The following is a 20,997-nucleotide window of genomic DNA, read 5'->3' as shown; positions in this document are numbered from 1 at the left end:
GGCGCGAAGAGCGTCATGCCCGGCGCACCGCCCGCCCCATCGGTTGTGGCACCGGCCACCGGCACACCGGCTGCCACACCGGCACCGGCCAACGGCGCTGCGGCGTCGCCCGCCCCTGCGGTGAGCGCACCACCCTCCTCCACGCCGGTTGCCCCGGCCACGTCCGGGACCAATGGAAAATAAGCCGCAAGCGCAATCGCCCTCGCAAGACACGCCTTCGCAAGACACTCCGAACAGCAGCGCGCCGCCAGCCAGGCCGCTGGTCGTCACGCCGTCCATCAAACGCCGCCTGATCTCGATGGTGTATGACTCGCTGCTGCTGGTGGCGGTCGAGATCTTTGCGGTGGCGGCGTACACGCTCATCACCTTCAATCTGCATTCCACGATATTGGATGCGGGGCGCAACTTCGTGGTCATCTTCGCGGCGGCGGCCTACTTCATCCACGCGTGGACCGGCAGCGGGCATACGCTGGCGATGAAGACCTGGCGCATCAAGATCGTGATGGTCGGGTATGCGAAGGTGCCGCTGCGGATTGCGGCCAAGCGCTTCGTGTTTGCGTGGGGCTGGTGTGCACCGGCGCTGATGATCATCCATGGCCTGCATTTGATGACCACGCGGGCGGGGACCACCACGGCACTGTGGATCCTTCTCGTGAACGTGGTCCTGTGGGGGCTCACGGCCTTCCTCGACAAGGACCGCCAGTTCCTGCATGACCGGCTGGCGGGCACGCGGCTAATCGAGCTGCCCAGGAAGCAGCCGAAAGCCAAGGCTGCGGCATCCGTCTGACTTCGGGCCTGATCAGGCCAGACCACCCTCCCCGTCGTCCTCGGCTTCGCCACCCGGCACATATACGATGATGTCGCCGGGCTGGCACTCCAGCTTCTCGCAGATCTTTTCGAGCGTTCCGAAGCGGATGCCCTTCACCTTCCCCGACTTGAGCAGGCTGAGATTCTGCTCGGTGATGCCGACGTAGGCGGCCAGCTCCTTCGACTTGACCTTGCGCCTGGCGAGCATCACGTCCAGGTGGATGAGGATGGCCATCAGACGAAGCCCTCGTTCTCTTCTGCCAGGCGGCGGCCTTCGTGCATCATCGCCGCGATCACGTAGAACAGGCCACACACGAGTACCACGCTCAATTCCTCGGTGGAGATCCCGATGCGGACGTGCACCGTTGCGTCCTGCAGATGGCGCCACGCCAGGCCACGCACGGCCGGCTCGATGATGGACAGCGCCAGGGCGGCCAGCATGGCACCGGCAAAACCCTTCAGATGGCCGATGGTCGCCAGCGCGAACATGCGCCCAGCCGCGAAGGCACAGAGCAGCGCATCGAGCCGCCAGAGGGCGTACCACATCACCAGCAAGGGCGGCAGCGCGATCGCAGTGCCACTCCAGCGCAATGTGGCCGGCAGCGCCACCACCTCGCTGGCCTCCAGTGCCTTCGGGTAGAACTCCACATTGACCGGCCCGACGTGGCCGACTTCGGGCAGGAGCCAGGCCAGGAGAAAGTACACCGCCTGGACGACAGCCAGGAGCAGCACCAGAGCGCGCAAAGCAGGAATGTATCGCATGGGTTGACTTATCGTAATTCGATAATTTATTATTGAAAAACGATAAATTTTGTTTGTGAAACGACCAGTATAACTTTGGAGAGTGAATGATGCGAGCAATTTTGTGGGCGGCTTGCCTGGCCCTGACAGGCTGCGTGGACATGCAGATCACCGAGCGCCAGTTCATCCGCCCGGATGCGCCGGGCACCGTACGCGTCGCGGTCGATGACGGTGCGCGGGCCACGCCGCTGCACATCACGCGGCCCGATGGCGCGCAGCTCGGCGGCGTGCTGGTGACCCAGCCCGGCGCGCGCGGCACGATCCTCTACTTTGGCGGGAACATGTTCCACCTCGATCCGCATCTGTCCAAGCTCCTGCCCGAGCTGGCCGGGTGCGGCGCGAATGTGGCGGTATTCGACTATCGTGGCTATGGCCGCAGCAGCGGCGTGCCGGACGTCGCCACCTTGCAGGGCGATGCGCTGGCCGTGTATGACGCGGTCCAGGCGCGCACCGCGGGCCCGGTGCTGGTGCATGGCCAGTCGCTCGGCAGCTTTGTGGCCGCCTACGTGGCGCAGGAGCGGCCGGTGCGCGGCGCGGTGCTGGAATCGACGGCGACCAACGTCACGGACCTCGCGAATGCATCGCTGCCTTGGTACATGAAGCCATTCGTACGGCTCACGGTGAGTCCCGGCCTGGCCGCCATCGACAACCGCGCCGCTGCGGCCCGCTTCAGCGGTCCGGCGCTGGTGATTGCGGGTGGGCGGGACAAGGTCACCCCGCCCGCACTCGGCCACGCGGTGTATGAAGCGATCGGCCGCCCGGACAAGCGCTACCTGCTGCTCGACGAGGCAGGCCACACCGGCGCGCTGACCCAGCCCCAGGCCCGCGCCGACTACTGCGACTTCGTCCAGCACACGCTCCGCTAAGCCCCCACCGGGGTCAGGCCTGGCCTTCATAGACAAGCCCTGACCCCGCTCGACTTTTCGCCTTAAGAATCAGGAACTTGCGCGTTATTGTTCTGTTATCGTTTCGGAAACGCGAGGCCTGACCCCGGTGTTGGAAAACGATACTTTTTTTGGGCGGGGGAAACGCGGCTAGAAGCGTTCGACGGGGGTGAGGTAGCGCCAGCGGGCGGGTGGCAGGGAGGACATGGGGAGGCGCCCGATGCGGATGCGCTTTTGCGCGAGCACGCGCAGGCCGACGTCGCGGCACAGGCGGTCGATCAGGCCGGGCGTGGCGATCTTGGTGGCGAAGCGCAGGCGGGTTTCGTTTTGCCAGCTGACCTTCATGCCTTGATTCAGCTGCTGCAGTCCGCCCTCGCTGATTGTCCCCGCCACTTCGACGATGATCTCCTGCTCAGGGGCGTCCTCGCGGAATTTGCGCAGCACGCGGTAGTCCTGGGTGAAGACCACCAGCCCACTCGCGCTCTTCTCAAGCGGCGCGACCAGCTCCAGCTTGTGCAGGTGGTGCTTGAGGAAGCGCTGCTTGCCTTCCTGTTGCGCGGGGTCGATCAAGGCCGCCGAGACCTCCACGCCCGCGGGCTTGTGCACCACGATGGTCACCGGGGCGATCGGCATCGCGGTGGCGCCGGGCAGCAGTGCGATGCGCCGGTCGTGGCCCACGCGCGCGCCCGGCTCCTCCACCACCACGCCATCGACACTCACCCAGCCGCCGAGAATGTAGGCTTCCGCCTCGCTGCGCGAGCATGGCACATCTTCGGCCACGCGCTTGTTGAGGCGGACGCCGTCGCTCATGGCTTCAAGAAGGTGCGGAAGGCGTCGATCACGCGGCGCATGTCGTCCGCGCTCACGTCCAGGTGGGTCACCACGCGCATCTTCGGCGAGACGCTGGCGCGCACGCCGGCGGCCACCAGTGCGGCGCCAAGACCTGCGCATTGCGCGGCCGGGATGTCGATGTAGACGATGTTCGTTTGCGGCACCGAGACGTTGAGGCCCAGCGCACGCAGGCCGTCAGCCAGCAGCGTGGCGTTGGCGTGGTCCTCGGCGAGCCGCTGCACATTGTTTTGCAGCGCGTAGATGCCCGCGGCGGCGATCACGCCAGCCTGCCGCATGCCGCCGCCCAGCATCTTGCGCCAGCGGTGCGCCTGCTTCAAGAAGTCCTTGCTGCCCAGGAGGACGGAGCCGACCGGCGCGCCGAGGCCTTTCGACAGGCACACGGAGACGCTGTCGAAACCCTTCGTGATCTCGCGCAGGCTGAGACCCTGCTTGACGGCGGCGTTACACACGCGCGCACCATCGAGGTGGGTGTTCAGGCCCTTCGCCTTGGCTAGCGCGGTGGCCTGCGCCACATACTCCTGCGGTAGCACGCGGCCGCCGATGGTGTTCTCCAGCGCCAGCAAACGCGTACGCGCGAAGTGGTCGTCCGCAGGTTTGATGTACGCCTCGATATCTTCCAGCGCGATCGAGCCGTCGGCCTGATTCAGGATGGGCTGCGGCTGGATGGAGCCCAGCACCGCTGCGCCGCCGCCTTCGTACTTATAGGTGTGCGCTTCCTGACCCACCAGGTATTCGTCGCCGCGGCCACAGTGGGTCATCAGCGCGAGCAGGTTGGTCTGGGTGCCGGAGGGCGCGAACAGGCCGGCCTCAAAGCCGAACATGTCGGCCGCCAGTTCCTGCAGGCGGTTGACGGTGGGGTCGTCCGCATACACGTCGTCGCCGACTTCGGCGCGGTACATCGCATCGCGCATCGCTTGCGACGGCTGGGTCACGGTGTCGCTGCGCAGGTCGATCCAGCGCTGGGTGCTCTCGCTCATGGTGCTTGCTCGCTCGTTGGTTCGTGCGGGTTGTCGTTCAAGTTGGCTGTATAGAACCGCTCACCCATCTCTTCCAGGCCGAGAGTGGACAAAACTTCCTGCAGCCGCTCGCTCGGGCGGCGGCGCGGCAGGTTCTTGTAGGCCGCGATGATCAACTCATTCTTCATCGAGTGTTCCCAGCCGACCAGCTCCGTCACGTTGACCTGGTAGCCGTGCGCCTCCAGCTGCAGGCAGCGCAGCACGTTGGTGACCTGGCTGCCGAATTCGCGCGTGTGGATCGGGTGCCGCCAGATCTCGGTGAGCGCGCTCTTGCCAAGTTCCTGGCCCTTGTTCTTGCGCAGGACGCTCGCGACTTCGGCCTGGCAGCAAGGCACCAGCACCATGTACTTCGCCTTCTTCTTCAGCGCGAAGTCGATGGCGTCGTCGGTCGCCGTGTTGCAGGCGTGGAGCGCGGTGACGATGTCGATCTGCGGGGGCAGCTGGTCCGAGCGCGTGGACTCGGCGACGGACAGCGGCAGGAAGGACATCTGCTTGAAGCCGAGGCGCGCGGCAAGTTCGGTGGACTTCTGCACCAGCTCTTCACGCGTTTCGATGCCGTAGATGTGCGAGCCGTCATTCAGCGTCTTGAAGAACAGGTCGTAGAGGATGAAGCCGAGGTAGGACTTCCCTGCCCCGTGGTCGACCAGCGTGACACCGGGGTGCTCGGCCAGCACCTCCTTCAGCAGCGGCTCGATGAACTGGTACAGGTGATAGACCTGTTTCAGCTTGCGGCGCGAATCCTGATTCAGCTTGCCGTCGCGGGTAAGGATGTGCAATTCCTGCAGCAGCTCCACGGACTGGCCGGGGCGGACCTCGGGCGGCAGTGCGAGCGGCTTGGTGGCGGTTGTGTTCTTAGGCTGCTTCATCGATCCATGCTTGCTGGATGGCCTCCAGCACGCGTTCTCCGCCGCGCTTGGAGTCGTCGTCGAATCCGTCCAGCTCCAGCACCCAGTTGTGCAGCTGGACGAAGCCGATCTGGGACGGGTTCACTTCCGGGTACTTGTCGTGCAGCGCTTCGGCGAGCTGCGTCACATCGGTCCACTTCATGGCGGGCTCCGTTCAGTGATTTTCGCGGGCGTGGTTGATGGTGTACTTGGGGATCTCGACCACCAGGTCTTCGTCGGCGACGATGGCCTGGCACGACAGGCGCGACTCGGCTTCCAGGCCCCAGGCTTTATCCAGCAGGTCTTCCTCGGTCTCGGTGGCTTCGTTCAGCGAGTCGAAGCCCTCGCGCACGATGACGTGGCAGGTGGTGCAGGCGCACGACTTCTCGCAGGCGTGTTCGAGCTCGATGTCGTTGGCGAGCAGCGCGTCGCACACCGACTGGCCCTTGGGCGCTTCGATCACGGCGCCTTCGGGGCACAGGCGTTCATGCGGGAGGATGACGATTTGGGGCACGGCGTTCTTTCTGTGTACGTGTTTCGGTTAAACCTGGTCGAGCTTCTTGCCGGCCAATGCGGTGCGCACGCTCTGATCCATGCGGCGGGCGGCGAATTCCTCGGTGCCGGCGGCCAGCGCGTCGACCGAGGCTTTCAGGCGGTCGCGGTTCTCGGGCTTGTCGCGGCTTTCGTCCACCGTGGCGCGGAGGCTGGCCATCGAGGCGTCGATCTGCATGCGCTCTTCGGCGCTGAGCAAGTGGCCATCGGCGTCCAGCGCGGACTGGGTGGCGAGCAGGATGCGCTCGGCCTCGACCAGCTCTTCGCGCAACGCGCGCTGTTCGAGGTCGCCCTGCGCGGAGTTATAGGACTCCTGCAGCATGCGCGCCACGTCGTCGTCGCCCAGGCCATACGAGGGCTTGACGCTGACGGCGGCTTCCACGCCGGAGCGTGTCTCGCGCGCCGTCACGGACAGCAGGCCGTCCGCGTCCACCTGATACGTGATGCGGATGCGCGCGGCGCCCGCGGCCATCGGCGGGATGCCGCGCAGCTCGAAGCGGGCCAGGGAGCGGCAGTCGGTCACCAGCTCGCGCTCGCCCTGCAGCACGTGTACAGCCAATGCGGTCTGCCCGTCCTTGAAGGTAGTGAACTCCTGGGCGCGCGCGCACGGGATGGTGCTGTTGCGCGGGATGATTTTTTCAACCAGCCCGCCCATGGTCTCGACGCCCAGCGACAGCGGGATCACGTCCAGCAGCAGCCAGTCATCGCCGGCGGCGCGGTTGCCCGCGAGGAGATTGGCCTGGATGGCGGCGCCGAGGGCCACCACCTTGTCCGGGTCGATGTTCGCGTGCGGGATGGTGGAGAAGAAGTCGCCGACGGCGCGGCGGATGTGCGGCATGCGGGTGGCGCCGCCAACCAGCACCACGCCGTCCACGTCTTCCACGCTCACGTTGGCGTCGCGCAGGGCCTTGCGGACGGCGGTCATGGTCTTGGCGACCAGGTGCTTCGTGATCTCGGTGAAGGTCTCGGCGGTCAGCGTCACGTGGACGATCTCACCGGACTTCAGGATGGCGTCGATGGTTGTGTCTTCGTTGGTCGACAGCAGCTCCTTGGCCTGGCGGGCCTTGACCATCAGGGTCGCGGTGTCTTCGTCCGACAACGGGGCGAGCTTGGCCTGCTCGACGATCCAGCAGAACAGACGGTGGTCGAAGTCGTCGCCGCCGAGAGCGGAGTCGCCGCCGGTGGAGAGCACTTCGAACACGCCTTTCGACAGCTTGAGGATGGAGATGTCGAAGGTGCCGCCGCCCAGGTCATAGACGGCGAACACGCCTTCCTTGCCGTGGTCCAGGCCATACGCAATCGCGGCGGCGGTGGGCTCGGAGAGCAGCCGCAGGACGTTCAGGCCCGCGAGCTGCGCAGCGTCCTTGGTGGCCTGGCGCTGGGCGTCGTCGAAGTAGGCGGGCACCGTGATCACGGCGCCGACCAGGTCATCGCCAAGGGCATCTTCCGCGCGCTGGCGCAGCGTGGCGAGGATCTGGGCGGAGGTCTCGACGGGGCTCTTCACACCGGCGACAGTCTTGAGCTGCACCATGCCGGGAGCATCGACAAAGTCGTAGGGCAGGTTCTCGGCGTGCGCGATATCCTTCAGGCCGCGGCCCATGAAGCGCTTGACCGAGACAACGGTGTTCTTGGGGTCCGTGGTGCGATGGGCCAGGGCCTTGTGGCCGATGTTCGCGTTCCCGTTGGGGAGGTAGCGCACCACCGACGGCAGCAGCGCGCGGCCATCCTCGTCGCTCAGCACTTCGGGAATGCTGGAGCGGACGGTGGCCACCAGCGAATTGGTGGTGCCAAGGTCGATGCCCACGGCCAGGCGATGCTGGTGCGGGGCGGTGGACATGCCGGGTTCGGCGATTTGGAGCAGGGCCATAGGGTCAGGCCTCGGTCAAGCGCCGAGACTTTCTTGTCTTAGTTGTCCAGGGCGTCGAAAGCGCGGTGCACTTCCTCGGCGAATTTGTCGATGAACATGAGGGCACGCACGCCCTGGGCGGCGTGCTGGTAGTCGTGCGCGTCCAGCTGCTGCCCGACGTGCAGCATGCGGGCCTTGCGGTCCAGCTTCACTTGCTGGTCGAGGTGCTCCAGCGCGGCGACGTCCTTTTCGGCCTTGGCCTCGCCGAGCGCTTCACGCCATTCCATCTGCTGCATCAGGAACTCCATCGGCATGGCGGTGTTGGACTCCACATCCAGCGCCACGCCGGCCAGCTCGCACATGTAGGCGGCGCGCTTCTGCGGGTTCTTGAGCGTCTGGTAGGCCTCGTTGGCGCGCGTGGCCCACTGCATCGCGACGCGCTTTTCGGCGTCGGTCGCGCTGACGAAGCGGTCGGGATGCACCTGGCCCTGCACGTCGCGGTAGGCCGCGTCCAGCGCGGCCAGGTCCACCTCGAAGCGGACCGGCAGATGAAAGAGCTCGAAGTGATTCTGCATTCAGCGCGGCGGCATCAAATGCGGAAGGATTCGCCGCACCCGCACTCGTCTTTCACGTTCGGGTTATTGAAGCGGAAGCCTTCGTTCAAGCCTTCGCGCGCGAAGTCGAGCTCCGTGCCGTCGATGAAGGCCAGGCTTTTCGGGTCGACGAACACCTTCACGCCATGCGACTCGAACACTTCGTCCCCGGCCTGCGCCTCGTCCACGTATTCCAGCTTGTAGGCCATGCCCGAGCAGCCGGTGGTGCGGACGCCGAAACGCAAGCCGATGCCCTTGCCGCGCCGTTCCAGGTAGCGGTTGACGTGCTTCGCTGCTTTTTCGGTCAGGGTGATTGCCATGTCTGGGTCCTTGGGTTACGCCGCTTCGGCTTCCGCACCCGGGTGCTTGGCCTTGTAGTCCTGCACCGCGGCCTTGATCGCGTCTTCGGCCAGGATCGAGCAGTGGATCTTCACCGGCGGCAGCGCCAGTTCTTCGGCGATCTGGGTGTTCTTGATGCTCAAGGCCTGATCGAGCGTCTTGCCCTTCACCCATTCGGTGACCAGCGAGCTCGATGCGATGGCCGAGCCGCAGCCATAGGTCTTGAACTTCGCGTCTTCGATCACGCCGTCCGCGCCGACCTTGATCTGCAGCTTCATCACGTCGCCGCAGGCCGGGGCGCCGACCATGCCGGTGCCGACCGATTCATCGCCCTTCTCGAACGCGCCCACGTTGCGGGGGTTCTCGTAGTGGTCCAACACTTTTTCGGAATATGCCATTTTGAATGCTCCTTTTACGCTGTACGTTGCTTAGTGGGCTGCCCATTGGATCGAGTTGATGTCGATCCCGTCCTTGAACATGTCCCACAGCGGCGACAGTTCGCGCAGTTTGCCGACCTTGGACTTCAGCAGGTTGACCGCGAAGTCGATGTCGGACTCGGTCGTGAAACGGCCGATGGTGAATCGGATCGAGCTATGTGCCAGCTCGTCGCTGCGGCCCAGGGCGCGCAGCACGTAGGACGGCTCCAGGCTGGCCGAGGTGCAGGCCGAACCCGAGGACACCGCGATGTCCTTGATCGCCATGATCAGCGACTCGCCCTCGACGTAGTTGAAGCTGACGTTGAGGTTGTGCGGCACGCGGTGCTCCATGTCGCCGTTGATGTAGACCTCTTCGATCTCGCGCAGGCCCTTCTCGAGGCGGTCGCGCAGCGCCTTCACGCGGGCCATCTCGGCGTCCATCTCTTCCTTCGCGATGCGGAAGGCTTCGCCCATGCCCACGATCTGGTGGGTCGGCAGCGTGCCCGAACGCAGCCCGCGCTCATGGCCGCCGCCGTGCATCTGCGCTTCCAGGCGCACGCGCGGCTTGCGGCGCACGTACAGGGCGCCCACGCCTTTCGGGCCGTAGGTCTTGTGCGCGGTGAAGGTCATCAGGTCGACCTTCCATTGTTCCAGGTCGATCTCGACCTTGCCGGTGGCCTGGGCGGCGTCGCAGTGGAAAATGATGCCCTTCTTGCGCAGCATTTCGCCGATCTCCGCGATCGGCTGGATCACGCCGATCTCGTTATTGACCAGCATGACCGAAACCAGGATGGTGTCCGGGCGGATGGCCGCTTCCAGCTGCTCCAGCGAAATCAGGCCGTTGTCCTGCGGGTCCAGATAGGTGGCCTCGAAGCCGACGCGTTCCAGCTCGCGCACGGTGTCCAGCACGGACTTGTGTTCGGTCTTGACGGTGATGATGTGCTTGCCCTTGGTCTTGTAGAACTGGGCCGCGCCCTTCAGCGCCAGGTTGTTGGACTCGGTGGCGCCGGAGGTCCAGATGATCTCGCGCGGGTCCGCCTTCACCAGCGCGGCGACGTGGGCGCGCGCTTCCTCGACCGCCTGCTCGGCCGACCAGCCGTACATGTGGCTGCGCGAAGCCGGATTGCCGAACTGCTCGCGCAGATAGGGGATCATCTTGTCCGCCACGCGCGGGTCCACCGGCGTGGTGGCCGAGTAGTCCATGTAGATCGGGAAATGCGGCGCGTGCACGAAGCTTTGTTCGGCTTGCTTGTCGAGGGGGGCGTTCATTCAATCACTCCTGTACTTCGTTATCCGAGGGCGGCGGTGCGGGTGTTGTGCATCACGACCACGTTTTCCTTGTTCTGCTGTTTCTGGCGTTGCTGGTCGACCAGGTCTTGCAGGGAGACCGAATCGAGGTAGTCGACCATCTTTTCATTCAGCGTGGCCCACAGCTCGTGGGTCATGCAGCGGGCGCCGGTGGCGTGGTCAGCGCCGTGGCAGTTGTCCTTGCCGCCACACTGGGTGGCATCGATGGGCTCGTCCACGGCGATGATGATGTCGGCCACGGTCACCTTCTCGGCGCGGCGCGCCAGGGTGTAGCCGCCGCCGGGTCCGCGCACGGACTCGACCAGCTCGTGGCGGCGCAGCTTGCCGAACAGTTGCTCCAGGTAGGACAGCGAAATCGCCTGGCGCTCGCTGATGCCGGCCAGCGTGACGGGACCGTTGCCCTGGCGCAGCGCCAGGTCGATCATCGCAGTCACGGCGAAGCGGCCTTTCGTGGTCAAACGCATGGATACCCCAGAATTTGCTAGAATCTTGCCTCTCAACTATTCCTGCGCATCTCCCCGATGCCGCGTGATCAATATCCGGAATAGTTGATCGATTTAGTCAAGTATAGCAGAAGCGGAATTTTCCTGCTTGGGGCTACCTGCTTTTCTCCAGCAGCTTCATCGGGCCGAACAGCTCTTTCATGCCGTCGTGATGGATGAAAGAGACATTGAACGGGTGTTCGGACACGAGATGGCCGAAGCGTTCGGACCCTTTCAACTTTTTCAATTGCTCCGCGATGCGGCCCCACAGCACGAGTTTGGGGGGCGGGCTCACGTTTGCAAGGGCGTCCAGCACGGTCTCCAGGAACGGTAGCCAGGCGCGGGCGTCAATGGCGGGCGCGACGTTCGAGCGGAAGACCAGGCTGGCGTTGAGCAGCAGGAAGCCGTGGCCGATCAGGTTGGCCTGCAGCTCGGGCAAGGTGCGGATGCTGGTGGCGGCGCGCAGCCTGGCGACGGCCGCGGCCATGGCCTCGCCGTTGGTGTCTTGCGGATCGAGATAGCCGGCGGTGACCAACAGCATCTTCATGAAATTGCGCAGCGAGGTGGCGCGGTTGACGGGCTTGGACAGGCCGGCATCGCACCAGAGCTCGCCCACGGCGGCGTCCATGAAGCAGACGCCACTGGCGCTTTCCTCGCGCGGGTAGGGGCCCTCGCCCACCAGCACGTATTTCGTTTGCTCCAGCGGGAGCACGAAGGCGGCGAACAGGCGGTTCTGCGTCGGCAGGAAATGGTCCTGCGCCAGCTGGGCCAGGTAATCGGGGGACATCGACGCCAAAGCGCGCCGCAGGACGGGGTGCCAGCTGGGGTCGGCCTTGGCGAAGGCGTCGGTGAAGATGGTGGGGATCGACATGGGCGGCATTGTAGCCCGCCAGGGCTGGCGTCCGCAGCGCTTGTGCTTGCAGGCACGCGTGCGCTACCGCGGGGCGCGCTTGGGCATCATGCGGCTTCCGATTTTTCGCTTGAGGAGGTCAGCATGCAAACCATTTCCGACGTGATGACCCGCGACGTGCAAACCATTTCTCCGCAGGACACGGTGCGGCACGCGGCGCAAATGATGGACGAACTGAACGTTGGCGCGATTCCCGTGTGCGACGGCGCCAAGCTGGTCGGCATGATCACCGACCGCGACATCACCGTGCGCTCGGTGGCTGCCGGGCAGCAGCCGGACGCGACCCGCGTGTCCGACGTGATGAGCACGGATGTGCGGACCTGCTTTTCCAGCCAGGCGGTGGACGAAGTCATGGAACAGATGGGGGATGTGCAGATCCGCCGGGTGCCGGTGCTCGACCAGCAGTCGCACCAGCTGATCGGCATCGTGTCGCTGGGCGACCTGGCGGCCAAGCATGCGGCCGAGGTCGACCGGACGCTGGAGGAGATTTCCACGCCGGCCGCGCCGGACCGCAGCCAGTTGCACTGAGGAGAGGCTTGACAGGGCGGCGGGGCCGCCCCGACTGCCCGCCACCAGGCGTGCAGTACATTTCCGGGCGCATTCGCCGACAGGCGCGCGGCGTGCCGACGCGCGGCATGTGGCGCGGCGCCTGCACCGACAGCCGGGCGCAGTGCCACAGCAGCCGCGCTCAGGCCACACTCAGAGCGATGATGGTGAGGGCATAGATGGCCAGCACGAAAGCCGCCACGAGCAGCAGCATGCAGGTGCGCCAGAAGGCGCCGAAGCGCGACAGCGAGTAGGCGCCCTTGAGCTGGGCAAACATGTGCACCGGCGGGACGAACACGGCCAGCGATCCGGCCAGCCCGCTCCAGCCCGCGTAGCCGACCACGGCCACGGTGGACATCAGCAGCGCCATGAAGCACAGCGAGTACAGCGAGAACACGGCGTGGTCGTACATGGTCACGCCGCGCTTCCAGAAGAACATCAGCCACAGGAACGGCAGGGTGATCGGCACCAGCAGGAAGCTGTATTTCGAGGCCGCGTTCTTGAGCTTGTAGAGGGTGAGCTCGGGGTTTTCCTTGGCGTGGGCGGCCGCACGGTCGACCCAGCCGATGCCGGTGTTGACATTGATGTTGCTGCCCTTGATGTTGAAGTGATTGCCGCTGCCGTCCTCGCTGGACGCGGCCTTGCCCTTCATCGCGTCCTTCAGGGCCTTCTTGACGGCGGCCTTGTCGGCCTTGTCTTTGACAGCGGCGTCGATGGCTTTCTCGGCTGCCGCCGGATCGGTGGACACGCCGGTCAGCGAGAGGGCGCTCTTCGCTTCGGTCACGGCTTCGAGTGCATCGTTGTGGTTTTCCTGCGCCTTCTCAAGGGCATCCTCGGCCTTCTCCACGTCGGCGCCCGACTTGCTTGCGGCCGCGACTGCGGCCTTGGCCTGGACCAGCGCGGCCGCGGCGGCGCGCTCGCTGGCTTCCAGGTCGGCGATGGCGGTCTTGTTGATGCTGGTCTTGATGCCCTTTTCCAGGTTGGTGGACGAGGTGCTGGACAGCGTGAAGAACATCACGAAGATCATGAACAGGAACAGTGCCAGCGGCGACACGAAGCGGGTGCGCTGGCCATCGATGTAGCGGCGCGTCAGCTGGCCGGGGCGAAACACCAGCAGCGGCAGCGTGCGCCAGCCCTTGGCGTCGAAGTGCAGCACGCCGTGCAGCAGTTCTTCGCCCAGGTGCAGCACCGAGCGATGGATGTGGCCGGACTGGCCGCAGTTGCTGCAGAACTTGCCGGTGATCGGCGTCTGGCAATTGGCGCAGGCGTGCACCGCGTCGCCGTGGGCGTGCTCGCCCTCCCCTTCGACGGTCTTGGCGACCAGGCCGGCGGCCAGCAGATCGCCAGCGGCTTCAAACTGAATGTTCATTGCTTCCCCGAGTTGTCTCTTTCTTATTGCGACGAATGATAGCAGGGCCACCCGGGGGCGTGAACTGGTCCTAGGACTCCGCGTCCGGCTGCTGCGAGGGTTGGGCCGCCTGGAAGGCCGGGAGTTCCATGCAGGCGGCGTGGATGCGGGCGATGGTCGGGTACGGCGCAAGATCGACGTCGAAGCGCCTGGCGTTGAACACCTGCGGGACCAGCACGCAGTCGGCCATGGTGGGCGTATCGCCGTGGCAGAAGCGGCCGGTCGCGCTGTCGCGGCTCAAGTGGCGCTCGATGGCGGCGAAGCCTTCCCGCACCCAGTGCCGGAACCACTCGGTCTTGGCCTCTTCCGGTACGCCCAGCTCCTTGACCAGGTAGCGCAGCACCCGCAGGTTGTCGATCGGGTGGATGTCGCAGGCGACCATCTGCGCCAGCGCGCGCACGCGGGCCCGGCCGAGGGCGTCCTGCGGCAGCAGCGGCATCACGGGGTGCGTCTCGTCCAGGTACTCGATGATGGCCATGGACTGCGTGATGGTGGCGCCGTTGTCGACCAGCGCCGGGACCAGGCCTTCCGGGTTCACCGCGCGGTACGCCTCCTGCAGCTGCTCGCCGCCGCCGCGCAGCAAGTGGATGGGAATGGCTTCGTACGCCAGCCCCTTGAGGTTGAGCGCGATGCGTACGCGGAAGGCGGCCGAGCTGCGGAAGTAGGTGTAGAGCTGCATCGCGCCCTCCCCTTATGCGCCGTAGCGCGTCACGCGCTGGTCGATGGCGCCGAAGATGCTTTCGCCTTGCGCATCCAGCATTTCGATGCGCACGGTGTCGCCAAACTTCATGAACGAGGTGATCGGCTTGCCGGTCTCGATGGTTTCATAGGTACGCACCTCGGCGATGCAGCAGTAGCCGACGCCGCCATTGGCGATCGACGAGCCGTGCAGGCTGCCCTGCTTGTTGGACACGGTACCGGAGCCGATGATGGTGCCCGCTTCGAGCTCACGGGTGCGGGCGGCGTGCGCGACCAGCTGGGCGAAACTGAAGGTCATGTCCTCGCCCGCGTTGGGGCGGCCGAAGGGCTGGCCGTTGAGGCTGACCTGCAGCGGCAGGCGCAGCTTGCTGCCCTGCCATGCCGGGCCCAGTTCGTCCGGCGTCACCGCCACGGGCGAGAAGGCGCTGGCGGGCTTGGACTGGAAGAAGCCGAAGCCTTTGGCCAGCTCGTTCGGGATCAAATTGCGCAGGGAGACGTCGTTCACCAGCATGATCAGGCGGATCTCTTCAGCGCAGCGCTCGGCGGATGCGCCCATCGGGACGTCGCCGGTCACCACGGCGACCTCGGCTTCCAGATCGATGCCCCAGTCTTCCGTCAGCGCGGCGATCGGGTCGCGCGGGCCGACGAAGGAGTCGGAGCCGCCCTGGTACATCAGCGGGTCGGTGTAGAACGATTCGGGCACCTCGGCATTGCGCGCGCGGCGCACCAGCTCGACGTGGTTGATGTAGGCGGAGCCATCGGCCCACTGGTAAGCGCGCGGCAGCGGCGAGTGGCAGGCGGCGGGGTCGAAGGCCTCGGCACCGGTCAGCTTGCCCGCGTTGAGTTCGTCCGAGACGGCCTGCAGGCGCGGGGCGAGCGCGCTCCAGTTGTCGAGGGCGTACTGCAGGGTCGGCGCGATGGCGGGCACCGGAGTGCACTGGCGCAGGTCGCGGCTGACGACGGCGAGCGTGCCGTCGCGGCCGCCGCGCTTGAGAGTGGCGAGTTTCATGCTGAGGTCGTGGGAAGTTGATGGATTTTTCGCAATCTCCGCATTAAAAGCCAAAACGACCTATCATACAAATCATTTTTTCACGGCAATTTATAAGATCAACTTATGAATCCCACCCTGCGCCAGATGCGCGCTTTTGTCGCCCTCGCCCGCACCGGCTCGTTCACGCTGGCGGCCGAGATCATGCACGTGACGCAGGCGGCGCTGTCCGGGCTGATCCGCGAGCTCGAACAGACCCTGGGCGCGCGCGTGGTGGACCGCAATACGCGCAAGGTGGAGCTCACCGAGATCGGCCGCGACCTCGCGCCGCTGTTCACCAAGATGCTCGACGACCTCGACGGCGCGCTGTCGGACGTGGCCGACCGCACGCGCTTGCGCAAGGGCGCGGTGCGGGTGGCGGCGCCGCAGCTGATGAGCTGCACCCTGCTGCCGCAGGCCATCGCCGCCTATCGCCAGCAGTACCCGGACATCCAGCTCAAGCTGCTCGATTGCCCGGTCGAGGACGTCAGCTCACGCGTGCTCAGCGGCGAGGTCGACTTCGGCATCGGGCCGGAGCGCGACATCGCGGCGCCGCTGCGCGCGACGACCCTGTTCGAGCTGCCTTTCCACGCCGTGTTCCCGGCCGGGCATCCGCTGGAGCAACAGACGCCGCTGACCTGGCAGCACCTCGCGGCCTACCCGTTCATCTCGCTGCAAGGCCAGTTCACCGAGCGCCTGCTCAGCGACATGGGCGCGGCCTCGCTGAACCCGGCCCACGAGGTCACCTTCATGACCACCGCGCTCGCCATGGTCGCGGCTGGCCTTGGCGTGACGGTGTGCCTGCCGTACGCGGCGTCGCTGGTGACCCAGCATGGGCTGACCATGCGCGGGCTCAGCGCCCCTGTGCTCACCCGCCGCTTCCTGCTGACCACGCGCGGCGACCGCTCCCCCTCGCCCGCCAGCGAAAGCGTGATGGCCTTCCTCCTTGATTACGTGAAGCACCTATAATCGACGCCTACGTTCGCACGCTCCTGCACACGATGTCCCACAACACCATCGCCATCAACCAGCAGATGGACAAGTTCGACGGCCACGACAGCGTCTGGCTGTTCGGCTACGGCTCCCTGATCTACAAGGCCGACTTCCCCTTTCTCGAACGACGTCCCGCCAGCATCGCCAACTGGTCGCGCCGCTTCTGGCAGGGCTCGCACGACCACCGCGGCACGCCCGAGGCACCGGGACGCGTCGCCACGCTGATCCCGGAACCCGGCGCAGTGTGCGCAGGCATGGCCTACCTGATCACGCCCGAGGTCTTCGCCCACCTCGACTATCGCGAAAAGAACGGCTACCTGCGGTTTGCCACCGACATGACCTTCGACGACGGCAGCGCGGCCGAAGGCCTGGTCTACATTGCCTCGGCGGACAACGCGGCCTTCCTGGGCGAGGCGACCGAATACGCCATTGCCCAGCACATCGCCCGCTCGGCCGGACCGAGCGGACCGAACCGCGAATACCTCCTCAACCTCGCACAGGCGCTGCGCGAGATGGGGCACGAAGACAAGCACGTCTTCGCCATCGAGCGTTATCTGGACCAGCTCGGCTAAACCGAGGCCAGCCACCCCAACTTCAACCAAACAAATCGAGCTGCCCCACCGCGTTGCCGGACTGCTTGCCCGGCGGCGGTGGAATCACCAGCGGCTTGCGGAACTGACTGGCGTCCATCTCCGCGAAATTCATCGCCCGCTTGCGCAAGCCCAGCCGGTCGACGCATTTCTTGAAACGCTGCGCGATCAGGTCCGCCCACACGCCCTCACCGTGCATGCGCTTGGAGAAATCGCTGTCGTAGTCCTTCCCGCCGCGCATGTCCCGCACGCGGTTCATCACCCGCTGGGCCCGCTCCGGGAAGTGCGCCTGCAGCCACTCCTGGAACAGCGGGTTCACCTCCCATGGCAGGCGCAGCACCACGTAATGCGCACTTGAGGCTCCTGCCTCGTAGGCCGCCTCCAGGATCCGCTCGATCTCCGGTTCGGTGACGAACGGGATGATGGGCGCGACGCTCACGCCGACCGGAATGCCGGCCTCGGCCAGGGTGCGGATCGTGCGCAAGCGCCGCGCCGGGGCCGCCGCGCGCGGCTCCAGCGTGCGCGCGATGTCATGATCCAGCGTGGTCAGCGTAATGGCCGCGCACGCCTGGCGCCGCGACGCCATGTCGGCCAGGATGTCGATATCCCGCTCCATCAGCGAGGATTTGCTGATCAGCGCGACCGGGTGCTGGCACTCGCGCAGTACTTCCAGCACCTGGCGCGTGAGGCCGCGCTCGCGCTCGCACGGCTGATAAGCATCCGTGTTCACGCCGATGGCAATCGGCTCTGGCACATAAGATGGCTTGGCCAGCTCGCGCCGCAGCAGCTCGGCCGCATTCACTTTGGCAAAGATACGCGATTCGAAATCCAGTCCCGGAGACAAGCCCAGGTAGCTGTGCGTCGGCCGCGCGAAGCAGTAGATGCAGCCGTGCTCGCAGCCGCGGTAAGGATTCAGCGACACGCTGAACGGCACATCGGGCGACGCGTTGCGGCTCAGGATGGACTTGGCGTACTCGTCCGTGACCACCGTCTTGAACTGGGTTGGCTCGGCATCCTCGTCTTCCGAAGGCGCCCAGCCGTCATCGAACTGCTCGCGCTGGTCAGTTTCGTACCGGCCCTGGATATTGGAGACCGCGCCGCGCCCCTTCCACGGGTTGAGCGGCTTGGGCGGCAGCATGACCTGCCCTTCGATGTTGTCGTCGTGCTGTGCCACAGGGCACCTCGCGGAAATACTGTATGAACGTACAGTATTCTACGCCGCCCTCGCGCCGGGTTCAAGCGAGCACGTGCAGAGTTATCAACGCTGAAAGAATTCGGATTGCATATCCACCAGACGCTCGAACGCGCCCAGCAGCGGATCCTTGTCGAAATGCGGATCGAGCTCGGCGAGCGCGTACGCCGCCGCTTCTATGGTCGACAGCTGGTGCTCGGCGTGCGCCCGCCGAAGCGAGCCGTAACCTGCCGCGGGCGTGTCCTTCAATGACAGGCGCGGCAGCGCAGCCAGCAGCGGATTCACCGCCAGCATCTTGCGCGTCTTGCGCCACGTTCCGTCCAGCAGGACCAGGCGCACATCCGACAGCTGCAGCTCGGAAGCGGAGACCGCCGCCGCCTCGCCCTCTTCCGCCGGATAGAGCAAAACGGACTTGCGCTCGTCTCCAAACAGCAGCGGCTCCAGCACCGCATCCCCGAACACCTCCCCGGTCACGAGCGAGCTGCCCGGCACCGACATGTGCAGCAGCCGCGCCGTGCCCTTGGGGTTATGGACCTCCAGCGGATGCTGCAGGATCAGCAGGTCAACGGAGGTCGGCACCACCGGCGCCAGCTCGCAGATGCAGGTGCTGACGGGGCGCATGCAGCGGGGGCACTCGGCCCGGCGCAGGGGATCGGGATGGATGAGCATGAGGCCATTGTAGCCGCGGGCTCAGGCCTGCTGGCGCACGCCCTGCAGTGCGCGGCTCCACTGCACCACTTCGTCCAGCATCGCCTCCACCGATTTTTCGTGGCGTGGGTCCGGCAGGAACTCGCTCATATTCTTGAAGTCCGTGAACAGTGACAGCATCACCGACGCGCGCACGTCCGCGATCTTGATTTCGCCGCAGACCAGCCGCAGGTTCTCGATGGCGCGCGCACCGCCCATGCTGCCGTAGCCGACGAAGCCCGCCGCCTTGTTATTCCACTCGGCGAACAGAAAGTCGATGGCGTTCTTCAGCGCGCCCGAAGTGGCGTGGTTGTACTCGGGCGTGACGAACACGAAGCCGTCGAACTCCGCGATCCTGGCGGCCCAGCGCCTGGTGTGGTCCTTCGAGTACTTGCCCATCGCCGGCGGCACCGGCTCGTCGAGCAGCGGCAGCTTGAAGTCTTCGATATCCACCAGCTCAAAGGCCGCGTCCTCGCGCAGCTTGGCGATCTGCACGACCCAGTCGGCGACCGTGCGTGCCTTGCGGCCGGGCCGCGTGCTGCCGACGATGATTCCTATTTTGACCATACGGTTCTCCTGTCTGGGTGCGACTCGAATCGATGCTAGTCCAATCGGGCGGGCCTCAGCGCACCGGAGTGGTCCAGCCGCCGCCGAGGGCGCGGTACAGGTCCACGTGCGCGGCCAGCAGGGATGCGCGCAGCTGCAGCACGCTGGTCTGGGCGCTGAAGTGGTTGCGCTGCGCGTCCAGCTCTTCGAGGTAGGACGCGTAGCCGTTGGCGTAGCGGTTATGCGCGATGCGCAGGACTTCGGCGGCGGCGCGTTCGCGCGCGATGGCTTCATCCAGCTGCTCGCGCAGGCGCTGCACCGAGACCAGCGCATTGTCGACTTCCGCGAAGGCGTTGCGGACCACGCCCTCGTAGCCGTAGATGGCCCGGTCGCGCACCGTGCCCGCGATCGCGGCTTGCGCGCGCAGGCGGCCCGCGTCGAACAGCGGTGCGAGCACGCTGCCGCCGATGCTCCACAACTGGACCGGCGAGTGCAGGAGCTGGCTGATGCTGTAGGCCTGCACGCCCACCGAGCCGGTGAGGCGCAGCGATGGCAGAAGCTGGTCGCGCGCGGCGGCGAGGTTGCGGTCCGCCGCCACCACGGCGCGTTCGGCCTGGCGGATGTCGGGGCGGCGCCGCAGCAGGTCGGACGGGAGGCCAGGGGTGATGGCGGGGGCGGTGAGCGCGGTGAGCGCGGCGCCGCGCGGGATCGGGCCGGGGTTCGCACCGAGCAGGATGCTCAGCGTGTTTTCCTGCTGCGCGATGGCGCGCTCCAGTTGCGGGACCACGGCGGCGGTGGCGCGGTATTCGGCTTCGGCTTGGGAGAGTTCGAGGCGGGAGCTGTAGCCGACTTCGAACTGGCGGCGGGCCAGCTTGAGGGATTGTTCGCGCGATTGCAGGGTGGCGCGGGCGAGGTCCAGTTGGGCGTCCAGGCCGCGCAGGTTGAGGTAGGAGGATGCGGCGGATGCGGCCACCGACAGGGCGGTGGCGTCGGCGAGGCCCTGCTGGGACTCGAGGTCGGCGCGGGCGGCTTCGGTGGTGGCGGCCAGCCGGCCCCACACGTCGATCTCGTATGCGGCTTGCACGCTGCCAGCGAAGACGGTGGCTTCGGCGGGCTGGCCGAAAGCATTGATCACGCGGGCGCGTGTGGGACCGGCGCTTGCAGTCAGCGTGGGTGACTGGGCGCTGTGCGCGATGCGCAGGCGGGCTTGGTATTCCTGCAGGCGGGATTGGGCGATGCGGATGTCGTTGTTGTTTGCCAGGGCGCGGGTGACGATGGCGTTGAGCTCAGGGTCGTGGAAGGCTTGCCACCAGCCTTGCTCGACAGGCGCACCGGGGCCGACGTTCGTGCGCCAAGTGCCTGGCATTGTCAGCGTGGGAGCGGGTGGCTTCGGCGCTGGCATCGAGCAGCCAGCGAGGCAAAGCGCGAACAGAACGAAAAGCGACGCCGATCGCGCTGTCGACGGCAGCGCGATCTCGCCCGCAGTAACCGTGGACACGCCCGCGGCGACCCTCCCGCCGCGCCGCCGCGCACACGCGATCATCGGTTCGCTCCAGCCGGCGCAGGAGACGCCGCGCCACGGGCGCTGCCAGCGCTGGCCTGAACGCCAGCGCTGGCAG

At 66.1% G+C, this 20,997-nt stretch carries 26 protein-coding genes and 1 pseudogene; 6 read left to right on the top strand and 21 right to left on the bottom strand.

Annotated features, from left to right (window positions below; translation table 11 throughout):
* A pseudogene (locus tag E4L96_RS24085) lies at positions 1–183 on the top strand (hypothetical protein); the annotation flags it as partial.
* Positions 173–787, top strand: coding sequence for an RDD family protein (locus tag E4L96_RS14755; RefSeq protein ID WP_135207983.1), 615 nt, complete (start codon positions 173–175; stop codon positions 785–787). The pseudogene E4L96_RS24085 and the gene E4L96_RS14755, both read left to right, overlap by 11 nt.
* Positions 788–799: 12 nt before the next feature.
* Here the strand turns inward: E4L96_RS14755 and E4L96_RS14750 are convergent, their stop codons facing one another.
* Together E4L96_RS14750 and E4L96_RS14745 are read right to left on the bottom strand one after the other, a co-directional pair.
* Complete coding sequence (locus tag E4L96_RS14750) at positions 800–1,042, bottom strand: helix-turn-helix domain-containing protein (RefSeq protein ID WP_135207982.1); 243 nt, start codon at positions 1,040–1,042, stop codon at positions 800–802.
* Positions 1,042–1,569: a DUF2975 domain-containing protein gene (locus E4L96_RS14745; protein ID WP_135207981.1), complete on the bottom strand. Its 528-nt coding sequence runs from the start codon at positions 1,567–1,569 to the stop codon at positions 1,042–1,044. The genes E4L96_RS14750 and E4L96_RS14745 overlap by 1 nt, the downstream gene beginning before the upstream one ends.
* Positions 1,570–1,655: 86 nt before the next feature.
* Between E4L96_RS14745 and E4L96_RS14740 the strand changes: the two genes are divergently transcribed.
* Positions 1,656–2,474: an alpha/beta hydrolase gene (locus tag E4L96_RS14740; protein WP_229414500.1), complete on the top strand. Its 819-nt coding sequence runs from the start codon at positions 1,656–1,658 to the stop codon at positions 2,472–2,474.
* A gap of 168 nt (positions 2,475–2,642) precedes the next feature.
* On the opposite strand, the gene E4L96_RS14735 is transcribed toward E4L96_RS14740, so the two are convergent.
* The 12 genes from E4L96_RS14735 to E4L96_RS14680 form a co-directional block, all read right to left on the bottom strand.
* Positions 2,643–3,302: an RNA pseudouridine synthase gene (locus E4L96_RS14735; protein ID WP_135207980.1), complete on the bottom strand. Its 660-nt coding sequence runs from the start codon at positions 3,300–3,302 to the stop codon at positions 2,643–2,645.
* On the bottom strand, positions 3,299–4,321 hold the full coding sequence (gene ltaE / locus E4L96_RS14730) for a low-specificity L-threonine aldolase (protein ID WP_135207979.1): 1,023 nt from the start codon (positions 4,319–4,321) through the stop codon (positions 3,299–3,301). Before ltaE ends, E4L96_RS14735 begins: the two co-directional genes overlap by 4 nt.
* Positions 4,318–5,226, bottom strand: coding sequence for a class I SAM-dependent methyltransferase (locus E4L96_RS14725; protein ID WP_135207978.1), 909 nt, complete (start codon positions 5,224–5,226; stop codon positions 4,318–4,320). Before E4L96_RS14725 ends, ltaE begins: the two co-directional genes overlap by 4 nt.
* Complete coding sequence (gene iscX, locus E4L96_RS14720) at positions 5,213–5,407, bottom strand: Fe-S cluster assembly protein IscX (protein WP_135207977.1); 195 nt, start codon at positions 5,405–5,407, stop codon at positions 5,213–5,215. The genes E4L96_RS14725 and iscX overlap by 14 nt, the downstream gene beginning before the upstream one ends.
* Positions 5,408–5,419: 12 nt before the next feature.
* Complete coding sequence (gene fdx, locus E4L96_RS14715) at positions 5,420–5,758, bottom strand: ISC system 2Fe-2S type ferredoxin (protein ID WP_135207976.1); 339 nt, start codon at positions 5,756–5,758, stop codon at positions 5,420–5,422.
* Positions 5,759–5,785: 27 nt separating this feature from the next.
* Entirely contained in the window at positions 5,786–7,663 is a 1,878-nt protein-coding gene (hscA, locus tag E4L96_RS14710; protein WP_135207975.1) for a Fe-S protein assembly chaperone HscA, read from the bottom strand.
* A 38-nt stretch (positions 7,664–7,701) separates the two neighbouring features.
* The gene (hscB, locus tag E4L96_RS14705; RefSeq protein WP_135207974.1) at positions 7,702–8,217 is read right to left on the bottom strand and encodes a Fe-S protein assembly co-chaperone HscB; all 516 of its coding nucleotides are present in this window, start codon (positions 8,215–8,217) and stop codon (positions 7,702–7,704) included.
* 14 nt (positions 8,218–8,231) lie between these two features.
* Positions 8,232–8,555, bottom strand: a complete 324-nt coding sequence (gene iscA, locus E4L96_RS14700) for an iron-sulfur cluster assembly protein IscA (RefSeq protein WP_135207973.1) — start codon at positions 8,553–8,555, stop codon at positions 8,232–8,234.
* A gap of 15 nt (positions 8,556–8,570) precedes the next feature.
* Positions 8,571–8,972, bottom strand: a complete 402-nt coding sequence (gene iscU / locus E4L96_RS14695) for a Fe-S cluster assembly scaffold IscU (protein WP_135207972.1) — start codon at positions 8,970–8,972, stop codon at positions 8,571–8,573.
* 30 nt (positions 8,973–9,002) lie between these two features.
* A complete protein-coding gene (locus E4L96_RS14690) occupies positions 9,003–10,259 on the bottom strand; it encodes an IscS subfamily cysteine desulfurase (RefSeq protein ID WP_135207971.1) in 1,257 nt (418 codons plus the stop codon).
* Positions 10,260–10,279: 20 nt separating this feature from the next.
* Entirely contained in the window at positions 10,280–10,762 is a 483-nt protein-coding gene (gene iscR / locus E4L96_RS14685; protein ID WP_135207970.1) for a Fe-S cluster assembly transcriptional regulator IscR, read from the bottom strand.
* Between the two features lie 133 nt (positions 10,763–10,895).
* The gene (locus E4L96_RS14680) at positions 10,896–11,660 is read right to left on the bottom strand and encodes a uracil-DNA glycosylase family protein (protein ID WP_135207969.1); all 765 of its coding nucleotides are present in this window, start codon (positions 11,658–11,660) and stop codon (positions 10,896–10,898) included.
* A gap of 114 nt (positions 11,661–11,774) precedes the next feature.
* Here E4L96_RS14680 and E4L96_RS14675 point away from each other — a divergent pair, with 114 nt between their 5' ends.
* The gene (locus E4L96_RS14675) at positions 11,775–12,218 is read left to right on the top strand and encodes a CBS domain-containing protein (RefSeq protein WP_167758698.1); all 444 of its coding nucleotides are present in this window, start codon (positions 11,775–11,777) and stop codon (positions 12,216–12,218) included.
* Between the two features lie 160 nt (positions 12,219–12,378).
* On the opposite strand, the gene E4L96_RS14670 is transcribed toward E4L96_RS14675, so the two are convergent.
* The 3 genes from E4L96_RS14670 to E4L96_RS14660 all read right to left on the bottom strand — a co-directional run bounded on the left by E4L96_RS14670 (position 12,379) and on the right by E4L96_RS14660 (position 15,352).
* On the bottom strand, positions 12,379–13,605 hold the full coding sequence (locus E4L96_RS14670) for a DUF3667 domain-containing protein (protein WP_135207968.1): 1,227 nt from the start codon (positions 13,603–13,605) through the stop codon (positions 12,379–12,381).
* Between the two features lie 70 nt (positions 13,606–13,675).
* Positions 13,676–14,323, bottom strand: coding sequence for a maleylacetoacetate isomerase (gene maiA, locus E4L96_RS14665; protein ID WP_135207967.1), 648 nt, complete (start codon positions 14,321–14,323; stop codon positions 13,676–13,678).
* A gap of 12 nt (positions 14,324–14,335) precedes the next feature.
* Complete coding sequence (locus E4L96_RS14660) at positions 14,336–15,352, bottom strand: fumarylacetoacetate hydrolase family protein (RefSeq protein WP_135207966.1); 1,017 nt, start codon at positions 15,350–15,352, stop codon at positions 14,336–14,338.
* A 105-nt stretch (positions 15,353–15,457) separates the two neighbouring features.
* Between E4L96_RS14660 and E4L96_RS14655 the strand changes: the two genes are divergently transcribed.
* A complete protein-coding gene (locus E4L96_RS14655; RefSeq protein WP_135207965.1) occupies positions 15,458–16,339 on the top strand; it encodes a LysR family transcriptional regulator in 882 nt (293 codons plus the stop codon).
* A 32-nt stretch (positions 16,340–16,371) separates the two neighbouring features.
* Positions 16,372–16,935 (top strand): gamma-glutamylcyclotransferase, encoded by a 564-nt coding sequence (locus E4L96_RS14650; protein ID WP_135207964.1) that lies wholly within the window; start codon positions 16,372–16,374, stop codon positions 16,933–16,935.
* Between the two features lie 22 nt (positions 16,936–16,957).
* Here E4L96_RS14650 and E4L96_RS14645 read toward each other — a convergent pair whose 3' ends face one another.
* From E4L96_RS14645 to E4L96_RS14630, 4 genes are all read right to left on the bottom strand, one after another.
* Complete coding sequence (locus E4L96_RS14645) at positions 16,958–18,091, bottom strand: PA0069 family radical SAM protein (protein ID WP_135207984.1); 1,134 nt, start codon at positions 18,089–18,091, stop codon at positions 16,958–16,960.
* A gap of 120 nt (positions 18,092–18,211) precedes the next feature.
* On the bottom strand, positions 18,212–18,814 hold the full coding sequence (locus E4L96_RS14640) for a tRNA-uridine aminocarboxypropyltransferase (protein WP_135207963.1): 603 nt from the start codon (positions 18,812–18,814) through the stop codon (positions 18,212–18,214).
* A 21-nt stretch (positions 18,815–18,835) separates the two neighbouring features.
* Positions 18,836–19,399, bottom strand: coding sequence for an NADPH-dependent FMN reductase (locus E4L96_RS14635; RefSeq protein WP_135207962.1), 564 nt, complete (start codon positions 19,397–19,399; stop codon positions 18,836–18,838).
* Between the two features lie 55 nt (positions 19,400–19,454).
* A complete protein-coding gene (locus tag E4L96_RS14630; protein ID WP_370660750.1) occupies positions 19,455–20,876 on the bottom strand; it encodes an efflux transporter outer membrane subunit in 1,422 nt (473 codons plus the stop codon).
* Positions 20,877–20,997 lie beyond the last annotated feature (121 nt).

It is taken from the genome of Zemynaea arenosa (assembly GCF_004614185.1).
Classification (GTDB): Bacteria; Pseudomonadota; Gammaproteobacteria; order Burkholderiales; family Burkholderiaceae_D; genus Telluria; species Telluria arenosa.
This window is presented reverse-complemented; position numbering and strand designations above follow the sequence as displayed.

Excerpts from the sequence above, each read along its gene's own strand:
- hscB (WP_135207974.1), bottom strand. The coding sequence starts at position 8,217 with ATGCAGAATCACTTCGAGCTCTTTCATCTGCCGGTCCGCTTCGAGGTG.
- E4L96_RS14650 (WP_135207964.1), top strand. The coding sequence starts at position 16,372 with ATGTCCCACAACACCATCGCCATCAACCAGCAGATGGACAAGTTCGAC.
- iscU (WP_135207972.1), bottom strand. The coding sequence starts at position 8,972 with ATGGCATATTCCGAAAAAGTGTTGGACCACTACGAGAACCCCCGCAAC.
- iscX (WP_135207977.1), bottom strand. The coding sequence starts at position 5,407 with ATGAAGTGGACCGATGTGACGCAGCTCGCCGAAGCGCTGCACGACAAG.
- iscA (WP_135207973.1), bottom strand. The coding sequence starts at position 8,555 with ATGGCAATCACCCTGACCGAAAAAGCAGCGAAGCACGTCAACCGCTAC.
- E4L96_RS14655 (WP_135207965.1), top strand. The coding sequence starts at position 15,458 with ATGAATCCCACCCTGCGCCAGATGCGCGCTTTTGTCGCCCTCGCCCGC.
- E4L96_RS14660 (WP_135207966.1), bottom strand. The coding sequence starts at position 15,352 with ATGAAACTCGCCACTCTCAAGCGCGGCGGCCGCGACGGCACGCTCGCC.
- E4L96_RS14690 (WP_135207971.1), bottom strand. The coding sequence starts at position 10,259 with ATGAACGCCCCCCTCGACAAGCAAGCCGAACAAAGCTTCGTGCACGCG.
- E4L96_RS14750 (WP_135207982.1), bottom strand. The coding sequence starts at position 1,042 with ATGGCCATCCTCATCCACCTGGACGTGATGCTCGCCAGGCGCAAGGTC.
- E4L96_RS14735 (WP_135207980.1), bottom strand. The coding sequence starts at position 3,302 with ATGAGCGACGGCGTCCGCCTCAACAAGCGCGTGGCCGAAGATGTGCCA.
- E4L96_RS14755 (WP_135207983.1), top strand. The coding sequence starts at position 173 with ATGGAAAATAAGCCGCAAGCGCAATCGCCCTCGCAAGACACGCCTTCG.
- E4L96_RS14725 (WP_135207978.1), bottom strand. The coding sequence starts at position 5,226 with ATGAAGCAGCCTAAGAACACAACCGCCACCAAGCCGCTCGCACTGCCG.
- E4L96_RS14740 (WP_229414500.1), top strand. The coding sequence starts at position 1,656 with ATGATGCGAGCAATTTTGTGGGCGGCTTGCCTGGCCCTGACAGGCTGC.
- hscA (WP_135207975.1), bottom strand. The coding sequence starts at position 7,663 with ATGGCCCTGCTCCAAATCGCCGAACCCGGCATGTCCACCGCCCCGCAC.
- maiA (WP_135207967.1), bottom strand. The coding sequence starts at position 14,323 with ATGCAGCTCTACACCTACTTCCGCAGCTCGGCCGCCTTCCGCGTACGC.
- E4L96_RS14635 (WP_135207962.1), bottom strand. The coding sequence starts at position 19,399 with ATGGTCAAAATAGGAATCATCGTCGGCAGCACGCGGCCCGGCCGCAAG.
- E4L96_RS14675 (WP_167758698.1), top strand. The coding sequence starts at position 11,775 with ATGCAAACCATTTCCGACGTGATGACCCGCGACGTGCAAACCATTTCT.
- E4L96_RS14680 (WP_135207969.1), bottom strand. The coding sequence starts at position 11,660 with ATGCCGCCCATGTCGATCCCCACCATCTTCACCGACGCCTTCGCCAAG.
- E4L96_RS14640 (WP_135207963.1), bottom strand. The coding sequence starts at position 18,814 with ATGCTCATCCATCCCGATCCCCTGCGCCGGGCCGAGTGCCCCCGCTGC.
- E4L96_RS14745 (WP_135207981.1), bottom strand. The coding sequence starts at position 1,569 with ATGCGATACATTCCTGCTTTGCGCGCTCTGGTGCTGCTCCTGGCTGTC.
- E4L96_RS14670 (WP_135207968.1), bottom strand. The coding sequence starts at position 13,605 with ATGAACATTCAGTTTGAAGCCGCTGGCGATCTGCTGGCCGCCGGCCTG.
- iscR (WP_135207970.1), bottom strand. The coding sequence starts at position 10,762 with ATGCGTTTGACCACGAAAGGCCGCTTCGCCGTGACTGCGATGATCGAC.
- E4L96_RS14645 (WP_135207984.1), bottom strand. The coding sequence starts at position 18,091 with ATGCTGCCGCCCAAGCCGCTCAACCCGTGGAAGGGGCGCGGCGCGGTC.
- ltaE (WP_135207979.1), bottom strand. The coding sequence starts at position 4,321 with ATGAGCGAGAGCACCCAGCGCTGGATCGACCTGCGCAGCGACACCGTG.